At 72.6% G+C, this 10,882-nt stretch carries 9 protein-coding genes; 6 read left to right on the top strand and 3 right to left on the bottom strand.

What is annotated here, in order from left to right; genetic code table 11:
• Positions 1–144: 144 nt before the first annotated feature.
• A complete protein-coding gene (locus ACFY9S_RS31245; protein ID WP_391134941.1) occupies positions 145–1,638 on the bottom strand; it encodes a helix-turn-helix domain-containing protein in 1,494 nt (497 codons plus the stop codon).
• A gap of 155 nt (positions 1,639–1,793) precedes the next feature.
• Between ACFY9S_RS31245 and ACFY9S_RS31240 the strand changes: the two genes are divergently transcribed.
• The 4 genes from ACFY9S_RS31240 (at position 1,794) to ACFY9S_RS31225 (ending at position 5,822) form a co-directional block, all read left to right on the top strand.
• Positions 1,794–2,414 carry an L-threonylcarbamoyladenylate synthase gene (locus tag ACFY9S_RS31240; protein ID WP_391134938.1) on the top strand — a complete coding sequence of 207 codons (621 nt, stop codon included), beginning with the start codon at positions 1,794–1,796 and terminating at the stop codon, positions 2,412–2,414.
• A gap of 146 nt (positions 2,415–2,560) precedes the next feature.
• Positions 2,561–3,316: a dienelactone hydrolase family protein gene (locus tag ACFY9S_RS31235; RefSeq protein ID WP_391134935.1), complete on the top strand. Its 756-nt coding sequence runs from the start codon at positions 2,561–2,563 to the stop codon at positions 3,314–3,316.
• 119 nt (positions 3,317–3,435) lie between these two features.
• Entirely contained in the window at positions 3,436–4,269 is an 834-nt protein-coding gene (locus tag ACFY9S_RS31230) for an MHYT domain-containing protein (protein ID WP_391134932.1), read from the top strand.
• 47 nt (positions 4,270–4,316) lie between these two features.
• Positions 4,317–5,822, top strand: a complete 1,506-nt coding sequence (locus ACFY9S_RS31225; protein WP_391134929.1) for a metallophosphoesterase — start codon at positions 4,317–4,319, stop codon at positions 5,820–5,822.
• A 13-nt stretch (positions 5,823–5,835) separates the two neighbouring features.
• On the opposite strand, the gene ACFY9S_RS31220 is transcribed toward ACFY9S_RS31225, so the two are convergent.
• Entirely contained in the window at positions 5,836–6,810 is a 975-nt protein-coding gene (locus ACFY9S_RS31220) for a TauD/TfdA family dioxygenase (RefSeq protein ID WP_391134926.1), read from the bottom strand.
• A 236-nt stretch (positions 6,811–7,046) separates the two neighbouring features.
• Between ACFY9S_RS31220 and ACFY9S_RS31215 the strand changes: the two genes are divergently transcribed.
• Together ACFY9S_RS31215 and ACFY9S_RS31210 are read left to right on the top strand one after the other, a co-directional pair.
• On the top strand, positions 7,047–7,877 hold the full coding sequence (locus ACFY9S_RS31215) for an aldo/keto reductase (protein ID WP_102912899.1): 831 nt from the start codon (positions 7,047–7,049) through the stop codon (positions 7,875–7,877).
• Positions 7,878–7,916: 39 nt separating this feature from the next.
• Complete coding sequence (locus tag ACFY9S_RS31210; protein WP_391134923.1) at positions 7,917–8,531, top strand: DNA polymerase ligase N-terminal domain-containing protein; 615 nt, start codon at positions 7,917–7,919, stop codon at positions 8,529–8,531.
• 2 nt (positions 8,532–8,533) lie between these two features.
• Here the strand turns inward: ACFY9S_RS31210 and ACFY9S_RS31205 are convergent, their stop codons facing one another.
• Positions 8,534–10,876: a SpoIIE family protein phosphatase gene (locus ACFY9S_RS31205; protein WP_391134920.1), complete on the bottom strand. Its 2,343-nt coding sequence runs from the start codon at positions 10,874–10,876 to the stop codon at positions 8,534–8,536.
• Positions 10,877–10,882 lie beyond the last annotated feature (6 nt).

Here is a 10,882-nt window from a genome sequence, read left to right as displayed (position 1 = left end):
CCTACGTCCATGGCCCTGGCCTTGTGAACCGTGTCGATGCCCGCTGCACGCTCAGCGGGGCTCACCCGTGCACAGCTGAGTCCGGATGGCCCGGTTTCGTCCCGTCCGGACCTGGGCAACCGGTTGTCCCCGCGGAGCGCCGGCTCACGCGGGGCGCCGGAAATCCGGCAGATCGAGGTCACCCACCGCCAGGTGCGCCAGCACGACCTCGTACAGGTCGGTGCCCGCGGCGAGGAGCTGACGTTCCAGGACGGGTTCGGCGCTGCGGACGTGTTCGCGCACGGTCTGGGCGTGCACACCCAGGGCCTGCGCGGCCTTCTCGGCGTTGCCGCCGGCGGCGATCCAGGTGCGCAGCGTCCTGCGCGGGTTCCTGGTGTCGGTGTCCAGCCGGCCCAGCAGGTCCTGCGCCCAGGTGCGCACGGCGGGACCGGAGAGCAGGTCGGGGAGCCGCAGCCCGGGGTCTTCGGTGTCGTCGGCTCCCGGGGCGTCGGGCAGGCCGATCTGGGTGTTGAGGGCCAGGTGGACGACCGCCCGGGCCGTGAGGTCGGCGAAGTCGGTGCCGAGCAGGTTCTCGACGCGTTCCATCCGGGCGCGGACGGTGTTGCGGCTGACACCGAGGACCTTGGCGGCGTTGACGGCGGTGAACTCCAGGCCGAGCCGGCTGGTGGCGAGGAGTTCGGCGCGGGTGTGGTGCGGCAGGGTGTCCAGCGGGCGCAGCACCCGGGACGTCCAGCCGCGCAGCGCCGCCGGGTCCATGAGGCGTTCGGGGTGGGTGCGCTCGGCGTAGACGGCCGTCTTGTCGGGCCGGAAGTGTGCGACGGCGAGGGCGCTGACGGCCTGTCCGTAGGCGGTGGCGGTCCGGGCGAGGCTCTGCCGGACGCTGCCGCCGAGGAAGAGGTCGGGGTGCCGTCGGACCAGGGACCGCAGGTCCTCGCCCGTGGCCTCCCGGGGGCCCACGACGATCACGTGCCCGTCCATGGCCGGGCAGCGTACGACCAGGGCGTCCTCCCGGGTGCTGTCCAGGCACTCCTCGGCGACGCGGTCGCGTACGGCGGGGTCCGCCTCGACGACGTACACGCTCGCCGTCTCGGCGTCGAGCAGGCCGGGCCAGAGTCCCGCGGCGACGCGGCGGGCGGCGATGGTGTCCTCGACCATGAGCAGTTGCAGGATCGCCAGGCGCAGGTCGGCGGTGGCCCGGCGCAGCCGGTGCCCGGCCGCGTTGGACTCGCTCACCGTCAGTAGCAGCTCGATCACCTGGGCGGTGTGGGTGACGATGTCGGAGGCCCGCCGGTCGAAGGGGGCATGCCGGGAGACGGCGAGCACACACGCGTGGGACGGGTGCTCCACCCTGACCAGTCGCAGGTGGCGCTCCCGGCTCTCCCAGGCCGCGGAGGCGATCCGGCCGGCGGTGATGTCCGCGACCAGGTCCTCGTCCAGGGGAAGCCGGTTTCCGGCGACGAGGTTTCCGGCGGCGTCCTGCAGGGCGACGGTGGCGCCCACGGTGCCGGAGAGCCAGGCGACGACTCTGCGGACGTCGCGCCCGGCCGGGCGCAGATGCTCCAGCAGTTCCGCCGCCCATGCCGGGCCCGTGCCGGCCTGCGTCCCCTGCTGCCGGTTCCCGTCCTCTCGGCCAGCCACCTGGGCCTTCCCCTCGCTCCTCGCGCCGCTTCCGGCACACCGGTCGGGGACGTTACCTCACGTCCGCACCGCTCTCCTCCCGGCCGGGGGCCCGCGTCCCCGGGCCCGGCCCCCTCCTGCGCCGCCGACCCGTACCGGCGGCATAAGCTCGGCGGATGGCGAAGTACTACGACGTGCACCCCGACAACCCCCAGGCCCGCACCATCGGCCAGATCGCCGACAGCATCCGCGCCGACGCTCTTGTCGCCTACCCCACGGACTCCTGTTACGCACTGGGCTGCCGCCTCGGCAGCCGTGACGGCATCGACCGGATCCGTACGATCCGCAAGCTGGACGACCGGCACCACTTCACCCTCGTGTGCCAGGACTTCTCCCAGCTCGGCCAGTTCGTGCGGATCGACAACGACGTGTTCCGCGCGATCAAGGCGTCGACGCCCGGCAGCTACACGTTCATCCTGCCCGCGACGAAGGAGGTGCCGCGCATGTTGCAGCACCCGAAGAAGAAGACGGTCGGTGTGCGCATCCCCGACCACGTCGTCACACAGGCCCTGCTCGCCGAGCTCGGTGAGCCGCTGCTGTCCAGCACTCTGCTGCTGCCCGGCGAGGAGGAGCCGATGACGCAGGGCTGGGAGATCAAGGACCTGCTCGACCATGTACTGGACGGGGTGGTCGACTCCGGCGACTGCGGGACCGAGCCGACGACGGTCATCGACTTCTCCGGCGGGGAGGCCGAGGTCGTGCGGCACGGCGCCGGCGACCCCGCGCGGTTCGAGTAAAACGCGGACCAAAGGCCGTTCACGGTTGAACCACGTGCCGGGGGTGGGCGAAATGCCCCGGGAACGGGCGTGTCACGATGCGCATGATCCGCCCGGTCACGCGGACGGGTTCCTGGTCCCCACCCCCGCAGAGAGGCAGCCCAGCCATGACCGCCGTACAGGGAACCGCCGTCGACATCCCCACCGAGGACGGCACCGCCGACGCGTACCTGGCCCACCCCGCCGACGGGGCCGCCCACCCGGCGGTCCTGCTCTTCATGGACGCCTTCGGTCTGCGTCCGCAGCTGCGGTCCATGGCGGACCGGCTGGCCGCCGAGGGCTACACGGTGCTGGTGCCGAACGTGTTCTACCGGCACGGTCGCGCCCCGCTGTTCGACCTGCCCGAGTTCATCGACCCGGGGGCGCGGCCGGAGATCTTCGAGAGCATCGTGCCGGTCATGCAGGCCCTGACGCCCGGCCTGGCGATGCGGGACGCCGGTGCGTACCTGAGCTGGCTGGCCGGTTCCCCGGCCGTGGCCGACGGACCGGTCGCGCTGACCGGCTACTGCATGGGCGCCCGGCTCTCGCTGCTCACCGCCGGCACCTACCCGGAGCGGGTCGCGGCCGCGGCCGGCTTCCACGGCGGACGCCTGGCCACGGACACCCCGGACAGCCCCCACCTGGTGGCCGGCAAGGTCACCGCCGAGCTGTATTTCGGCCACGCCGACCAGGACCCCTCGCTGCCCGAGGAGCAGATCGAGCGCCTGGAGGAGTCCCTGACGGCGGCGGGCGTGCGCCACCGGTGCGAGGTGTACACGGGAGCGTCCCACGGTTTCACACAGGCCGACACCGCCTCGTACCACCGGGAGGGCGACGAGCGGCACTGGTCGGCGCTGTTCGACCTGCTGAAGCGCACATTCTGACCCCAATCGGGATCTGCTGAGGACGAGTTGCCGACCTACCGACGGTAAGGGCTTGCTATCCCGTGATCCCTGCGCGTAGACCTTGCTGAAACCAGCCATGTCTCGGGGGGAGTTGGCTCATGGACGGCACGGTCGACGGGTTCCGCTACGGTGCGGTGACTCCGGTGGCGGCATATCTGATGGCCTGTCTGGGAGGGGCGCTGGGGCTGCGGTGCATCGTGCGCTCGCTGCTCGACGCGCGTTCCTGGAGGGCGGGCTGGCTGGCGTTAGGCGCCGCCTCCATCGGATGCGGCATCTGGACGATGCACTTCATCGCCATGATCGGCTTCCACGTGGAGGAGACCCGGGTGCGGTACGACGCGGCCACGACGGTGCTCAGTCTCGTCGTGGCCGTCGTCGTGGTGGGCGTCGGCGTGTTCATCGTCGGCCTCCGCGGCACGAGCGTCGTCACGCTGGCGGTGGCCGGCGCGATCACCGGTCTGGGCGTGGCGGGCATGCACTACCTCGGCATGGCGGCGATGCGGCTGAACGGCGAGGTCGGCTACGACCCGGCCGGTGTCGCGCTGTCCGTGCTGATCGCCATCGGCGCCGCGACAGCGGCGCTGTGGTCGGCCGTCACCATCCGCGGCTTCCTGGCGAGCCTCGGGGCGAGCCTGGTGATGGGCGTCGCGGTGTCCGGGATGCACTACACGGGCATGGCCGCCGTCAGCGTCCATGTGCACGACATAACCGGCGGGACCTGGGAGGGCGACTCGCCCACGTCCCTGCTGCTGCCGATGCTGCTGGGGCCGGTCGTCTTCCTCCTGCTGGCCGGGGTCGTGGTGATGTTCGATCCGCTGCTGGTGCTGGGCGAGCGGCCCTCCGCATCCCGGCCGGAAGCCCAGGATGCCAACTCCACGGCCAGGAAGCGCCCTTCGTGGCGTGCGTCGGCATCGTCCGCGCGTGAACGGTGAACAGCCCGGCTGCGGACGGGGCATGAGCCGGTTGTTACGGTGCCCCGGTGTCTGACTCCTCACGCGATACCGCCGAAGGCGCCGGCTGGGGCACCACCGAACGGGGCGCGTACCAGCGGTTGATGCCGCCGAAGACCGAGAAGATCTCCTGGCTGAACCCCAGGATGCTGTGGGTCGCCCGCAACGGCGTGCTCGCCTCCTGGTTCGGGGACCCGACCGGCGGGACGCGCAGCCGGTGGGTGGCGCAGCGGGCGGCCACCGGAGCACCGGCCGGCAAGGTGATCCGGCGCGACGACCCGGACCGGTTCTCGTTCCTGGTCATCGGCGACACCGGCGAGGGCGACGACCCCCAGTACGCCGTCGTGCCGGGCCTGCTGAGGACCGGTCAGGACACCCGGTTCGCCGTGCTGGCCAGTGACGTGATCTACCCGGTCGGCAGCGCGGACGACTACGACACCAAGTTCTTCCGCCCCTACCGGGACTACCAGGCGCCGATCTACGCGATACCCGGCAACCACGACTGGTACGAGGACCTCGGCGGCTTCATGCGCGTCTTCTGCGGCGACGCCCCGTCCCTGCCGCCCGGGCCCCGGCCGCGCCCTCTCACCCGGGCCTGGCTGCGGTCGCTGCTGTGGCACCGGCCGCGCCCGGACGACGGCCGGCGCCTCGCCGAGGCACGCGAGCAGCGCTCCGCCGCCGCCCAACAGGCCGTCCAGCCGGGCCCGTACTGGGCGATCGACGCCGGACCGGTGCGGATCATCGGCATCGACACGGGTCTTCTCGGCACTCTCGACGCCGAGCAGGGCGCCTGGCTCCGCGAGGTCTCCCGGGGATCCCGCCCGAAGATCCTGGTCACCGGCTCGCCGCTGTACGTGGACGGGCGGTGCGAGCCGTGCGCCATCGAAGGCGGCGGGACCGTCGACGCCATCGTCCGCGACCCGGACCACCACTACGTGGCGGCGATCGGCGGCGACATCCACAACTATCAGCGCTACCCGGTCCGGCTGGACGACGGCCGCACGCTCCAGTACGTCGTCGCGGGCGGGGGCGGCGCGTTCATGCACGCCACCCACACGATCCCCCGCGTGGACGTCGCGGGCGTCCATGAGCAGGACTTCCGCTGCTACCCGCTGCGCGGCGACTCCCTGGCCTTCTACAGCCGGCTCTACGGCCGCCGGCTGCGGATGCGCCGCTTCTTCACACTCACCGAGGCCGAGGCGACGGCAGTGATCGCCGAGCGTCTCGGCATCAAGCCCACACGGGCCCCGGGCGCCTCGACCCGCGTGACCCGGCGGGTCCGCCTGGTCGCCGGGCTGCTCGGCGCCGGCCGCCGCCCCGACAAGGCCAAGCGGTTCCGGCTGCCCGTGCGGAAGATCTACACGTCGCTGTTCTCGCCGGGCTCGGCGACGTACAGCCCGCCGTTCTTCAAGTGCTTCCTGCGCCTGGACGTCTCCCCCGAGTCGGTCCGGCTGCGCTGCTACGCGGCCACCGGCAACCTCGCCCAGGAGATCGCCCCGCCGGTCGAGGACGAGGTGACGATCCCGCTGCGCTGACGGTCGGGCCGGGTCACCAGCGGCCCGGCTCGGTCCCCGTGATCGGCTGCGATGCCGTGCCGTCCGTCCCGACGGGCACGTCCCCGGCGAGCATCACGCGGTGCATGATCCGGGGATGGTCGAGGTGGGCGGTGTCGCCGGGGGCGAGGTGCATGGTGGCGCGGTTGTCCCAGAACGCCACGCTGCCCGGCTCCCAGCGGAAGCGGACCGTGTACTCGGGCCGGACCGCCTGCTCCAGCAGCATGTCCAGGACGGCGCCGCTCTCCGGCCGGGAGAGGCCGGCGATCTGCTCGACGTAGTAGCCGTTGACGTACAGGATCCGCTCGCCCGTCTCCGGGTGGACGCGCACCAGGGGGTGCAGCGTGGCGACCTGTCGGTCCAGCAGGTGCCGGACGTACGCGTCGTCGCCGGGCCGTGGCTGGTAGCCGACGCCGAGCCGGTGCTCGGCCCGCAGCCCGTCGACGAACTGCCGGAGCGGCGCGGAGAGTCCGGCGTACGCCGCCGCCAGGTTGGACCAGGTGGTGTCGCCACCGTAGGGCGGTACTGTCTCGGCGCGCAGGATCGTCGCCGCGGGCGGGTCCACGCGGGCGCCGTGGTCGCAGTGCCACCCGCGCAGCACGGTGTGGCGGCGTCGTCGCAGCCACTCGTCATGTTCCATTCCGAACCGTCCGCCCAGCTCCAGCCGGTCGGCGGTCGTCTCGATCTCGGGGACGTCCGGGGGCGAGGCCTTGCCGCGCCGGGGCAGCACCACGGTCTCCCCGAACCGGCGTGCGAACGCCACGTGCCCGGCGTGGTCCAGCCGCTGTCCTCGGAAGAACACCACCTTCCACCGCAGCACCGCCGCCCTGATCACGGCGACCACGGCATCGTCGAGGTCGGCCGCCAGATCGACCCCGCTGATCTCGGCCCCGATGTACCCCGCGACCGGCTGCACCTCCACCCCGGCCTCCCGCGCCGCCGCGTCCGTCGTCCTGCTGTCCGTCGTCATGAGCGCTCCGCTGGTCGTGGCCGTGGTTCCCGACACGAAGATCGTGACAGCGATCCCCGCCGAGGGCGACCATGCCGGGACGAGCCGGTCGTACCTCCGTGTCAGCGTCGGGCTCCGGCGCCGCCGATGCCGTCCGCCGTCCTCATCCCCACGTGTCCGGTTGATCATTGCCTGCCCTGTCCGTGACGCTGGAGGGACGACACAGCCGTACGCACACTCGACGGGAAGGTCCCACGGTGATCAGCATCCCGACCCACACGCTCAACGACGGTACGACGCTCCCCGCCCTGGGCCTGGGCACCTGGCCGCTCGGCGACGACGAGGCGCAGCAGGCGGTGCTCTCGGCCCTGGAGGCGGGCTACCGCCTGATCGACACAGCGACGAACTACCGCAACGAGACGGGGGTCGGCCGCGGCGTGGCCTCCGGCGTGGTGCCGCGTGAGGAGATCGTCGTGACGACGAAGCTCCCGGGCCGGCACCACGGCTACGAGGAGACCCTCGCCTCCTTCGAGGAGTCCCGGGCCCGCCTGGGCCTGGACTACGTCGACCTGTACCTGATCCACTGGCCGCTGCCGCGCGTGGACCGCTTCGTCGACGCGTGGAAGGCCATGATCAAGCTGCGCGAGGAGGGGCTCGTGCGGTCGATCGGCGTCTCGAACTTCACGGCCGGGCACATCGAGCGGCTGGAGCGGGAGACCGGGGTCCTGCCCTCGGTCAACCAGATCGAACTGCACCCCTTGCTGCCGCAGGACGAGCTGCGCGCCTTCCACGCGGGCAGGAACATCGTGACCGAGAGCTGGAGCCCGCTGGGCCGGGGCACGTCCCTGCTGCAGGACCCGGCCGTGCGGCGGATCGCCGGGGCGCACGGGGTGAGCGCCGGGCAGGTCGTGCTGCGGTGGCACACGCAGCTGGGCGCGGTGCCCATCCCGAAGTCGGCCAACCCGGAGCGGCAGCGCGCCAACCTCGACGTCTTCGGTTTCGAGCTGAGCGAGGACGAGATGCGGGCCGTCGCGGACCGGGCGCACCGGCGGATCGGCGGTGACCCCGAGGTGCACGAGGAGTTCTGAACGGGTACCCGGGGCCGTCGAGGCGGGAAGGAGCAGCACGTGGCTGAGCGGGACCGACTGCGGGACTACCGCGGCAAGCGCGACTTCGACCGGACCGGGGAGCCCCGGGGGCGGGACGCGTCCGCCGGGGACGAGCCCCGGTTCGTGGTGCAGATCCATGACGCGAGCACGATGCACTTCGACTTCCGGTTGCAGGTGGACGACGTACTGAAGTCCTGGTCGGTCCCGAAGGGCCCTTCGGCGGACCCGAGGGACAAGCAGCTGGCCGTGCCCACGGAGGACCATCCGCTGGAGTACGAGGAGTTCGAGGGTGTGATCCCCCACGGCGAGTACGGCGGCGGCACGGTGATCGTCTGGGACCACGGCACGTACGAGCCGCTGAGCCATGACCGCGCGGGCCGGCCCGTCGACTTCGGCCAGTCGCTGGAGCGCGGGCACGCCACGTTCCGGCTGAGCGGTTCGAAACTGCGCGGCGAGTACGCCCTGACCCGGTTCCGCGGCGGCCGGGGCGGCGACGGCGAGGAGGCGTGGCTGCTGGTGAAGCGGGCCGGGGGCACGGCCCGTACGCACGGGGCTCCCGATCCCCGCCGCGCGCGCTCGGCCAGGTCCGGCCGCACGCTCGCCCAGGTCGCGTCCGACGCGGCCGGGGAATGAGGTCAGAACAGCGGTGTGAGTGACTGTTCGCACCAGATCGTCTTGCCCCGGGTGGTCTGCCGGCTGCCCCAGCGCTGGGTGAGCTGGGCGACCAGCAGCAGACCGCGTCCGCCCTCGTCGTCCTGGTGCGCCCGCCGCAGGTGCGGGGAGGTCGAACTGCCGTCCGACACCTCACAGATGAGGGTCTGGTCCCGGATCAGGCGGAGCTGGATGGGCGGAGCGCCGTACCGGATGGCGTTGGTGACCAGTTCGCTGACGACGAGTTCGGTGACGAAGGCCGTCTCGTCCAGGCCCCACGCGGTGAGCTGGTCGGTGGCGGCCTGCCGGGTGGCTGCCACCTCCGCGGGGTCGGGGGTGACGTCCCAGGTGGCGACCTGGTCGGCGCCCAGCGCCCGGGTCCGGGCCAGCAGCAGGGCCACATCGTCACTGGGCTCCTCCGGCAGTACGGCCTTCAGCACGGTGTCGCACAGCGCGTCCAGCGAGTCGGCGGGCACGGTCAGGGCCCGGCACAGCTCGTCGGTGGCGTGGTCGACGTCGCGGTCGCGGTCCTCGATGAGCCCGTCGGTGTAGAGGGCGACGACGGAGCCCTCGGGCAGCTGGAGCTCCGTCGCCTCGAACGGCAGCCCGCCCACACCCAGCGGCGGCCCCGCGCTCATGGGGATCAGCCGGGCCGATCCGTCGGGCAGCACCAGGGCGGGTGCGGGGTGCCCGGCGGCGGCCAGGTTCAGGCGGCGCGCGACGGGGTCGTAGACGGCGTAGAGGCAGGTCGCGCCCAGCTCGGCGACCTCGTCGCCCTCGTCGTCCGAGGCGAGGTGGGTGACCAGGTCGTCGAGGTGTGTGAGGAGCTCGTCCGGCGGGAGGTCCACGTCGGCCAGCGTGCGGACGGCCGTGACCAGTCGGCCCATGGTCGCCGTGGAGGGGATGCCGTGCCCCACGACATCCCCGACGACCAGTGCGACGCGGCTGCCGGACAGCGGGATCACGTCGAACCAGTCGCCGCCGATGCCGGCCGCCGAGCCGGAGGGCAGGTAGCGGTGGGCGACCTGGACGGCGGCCTGGCCGGGCAGGCCCCTGGGCAGCAGGCTGTGCTGGAGGGCGAGGGCGGTGGTGCGTTCGCGGGCGAAGCGGCGGGCGTTGTCGACGCACACCGCTGCGCGGCTGGCGAGTTCCTCGGCGAACACCGCGTCGTCGTCGGCGTAGTCGTCGGGCTGCGCCACCCGCACGGCCACGGCGACACCGAGCGTGGTGCCGCGGGCCCGCAGCGGTACGGCCATCATCGAATGGACGCCCTTGCGGTAGGGGCGGCCGTCGGGAGCGCGGGAATTGCGCTCGGCGACCCAGCGCATGAACGCCGGCTCCCCCGCCTGGCTGATGATGGCCCGGCCCTCCCGCATGGCCCGGGCGATCGGCGAGAACGAGGGGTAGACATCCACCTCTCCCAGGTGGACGGCCGCCTCCGGAGTGCCCTCGGTGACGGATCCGTGGGCGACCCGCCGCAGCGTGATCTCCTCGTCCGACACTGTCGGGGCCTCGTCCGCGCCGAGCACCCAGTCGAACAGGTCCACGCTCGCGAAGTCGGCGAACCGGGGCACCACGACCCCGATCAGCTCCTCGGCCGTGCGGACGACGTCCAGGGTGGTGCCGATCGCGGCGGCGGCCTCGTTCAGCAGGGCCAGCCGCTGCCGGGCCCAGTACTGCTCGGTGCTGTCGAAGGCGGCCAGGGCGGTCCCCACGAGCTCGCCGGCGGCGTCGCGCACCGGCCACATCTCGGTGACCCAGGCGTGCTCCCTGTTGAGGGCCGGCGCACCGGTGTAGCTCTCGTACCGCAGCGCCCGGCCGGTCTCGACGACGTGCCGCAGGTGCCAGTTGAAGCCGAGGCTGTGTTCCGCCTCCTCCACGGTCTCGGGGAAGGGCCGGCCGAGCAGCGTCTCCTCGGACACGCCCATCACGTGGCAGGCGGCGTCGTTGAGCCGGAGGTAGCGCTGGCTGGTGTCGAAGACGGACATCGACATGGACGCCTGCTGGAAGGCGCGGCCCGCGAGGGACGTCTCCCCGGGGCCGGGCGACGCGGCGGTGATCACATAGCCGCCCGCTTCCCCGTCCGGGCCGGTCACGGCGCAGGCTCTGACGCGGAGCCCGACGAGGTAGCCGTCGCGGTGGCGCACCATGACGGTGCCGGAGCGCGCGGACACCGCCTCGGGCGGCACGGTCTCGGCGAGCAGGTCCCGTGCGGCACGGCCCAGGACCTCATCGGCCGGGTAGCCGGTCAGCCGCCGGGCTCCCTCGCTCCACCCCGTCAGAATGCCGCGGGCGTCGATGATCGCAGCGGCGGAGGCGTCCTCCATATCATC

The organism is Streptomyces sp. NPDC012474, from assembly GCF_042955185.1.
Taxonomy (GTDB): Bacteria; Actinomycetota; Actinomycetes; order Streptomycetales; family Streptomycetaceae; genus Streptomyces; species Streptomyces cahuitamycinicus.
Note: the sequence above shows the minus strand (reverse complement) of the source record. Positions and strands in the feature narration are given on the sequence as shown.

What these genes read in the sequence shown, in the direction of transcription:
- ACFY9S_RS31230 (WP_391134932.1), top strand. Translation starts at nt 3,436, where the DNA reads ATGGACGGCACGGTCGACGGGTTCCGCTACGGTGCGGTGACTCCGGTG.
- ACFY9S_RS31240 (WP_391134938.1), top strand. Translation starts at nt 1,794, where the DNA reads ATGGCGAAGTACTACGACGTGCACCCCGACAACCCCCAGGCCCGCACC.
- ACFY9S_RS31205 (WP_391134920.1), bottom strand. Translation starts at nt 10,876, where the DNA reads ATGGAGGACGCCTCCGCCGCTGCGATCATCGACGCCCGCGGCATTCTG.
- ACFY9S_RS31220 (WP_391134926.1), bottom strand. Translation starts at nt 6,810, where the DNA reads ATGACGACGGACAGCAGGACGACGGACGCGGCGGCGCGGGAGGCCGGG.
- ACFY9S_RS31235 (WP_391134935.1), top strand. Translation starts at nt 2,561, where the DNA reads ATGACCGCCGTACAGGGAACCGCCGTCGACATCCCCACCGAGGACGGC.